Here is a 447-nt window from a genome sequence, read left to right as displayed (position 1 = left end):
AGGCAACGTGAAAGCTCGTGCTCGCATGATCGCACAATACGAAATTGCTGGTTACGTTGGCGGTCTGGTGATTGGTACTGACCACTCAGCGGAAAACATCACTGGTTTCTACACTAAGCACGGTGACGGCGCATGTGATTTAGCACCACTATTTGGTTTGAACAAACGCCAAGTTCGTGAGCTTGCAGCAACGTTGGGCGCTCCAGAGCAACTTGTTAAGAAAGTACCCACTGCTGATCTAGAAGAGCTTGATCCACAGAAAGCCGATGAAGCAGCATTGAACCTTTCTTACGATCAAATCGATGATTTCCTTGAAGGTAAAACAGTACCTCAAGACGTATCCGATCGCTTAGTTGGCATCTACAAAGCAACACAGCACAAGCGTCAACCAATCCCAACGATCTACGATTAATCTTTGAATTAGCTCAGAATCAAAAAGGCCGGAAG

General features: G+C 46.3%; 1 protein-coding gene. It reads left to right on the top strand.

Annotated features, from left to right (window positions below; all coding sequences use genetic code 11):
- On the top strand, nt 1-412 hold a 412-nt coding region (gene nadE, locus AB4653_RS03470), incomplete at its 5' end, for an NAD(+) synthase (protein WP_372103335.1).
- Nucleotides 413-447 lie beyond the last annotated feature (35 nt).

The sequence above is a fragment of the Vibrio sp. 10N.222.48.A3 genome, assembly GCF_041475345.1.
Lineage (GTDB): Bacteria > Pseudomonadota > Gammaproteobacteria > Enterobacterales > Vibrionaceae > Vibrio > Vibrio tasmaniensis_A.
The sequence above is the reverse complement of the archived record's forward strand: the minus strand, read 5'-3'. Positions and strand labels throughout refer to the sequence as shown.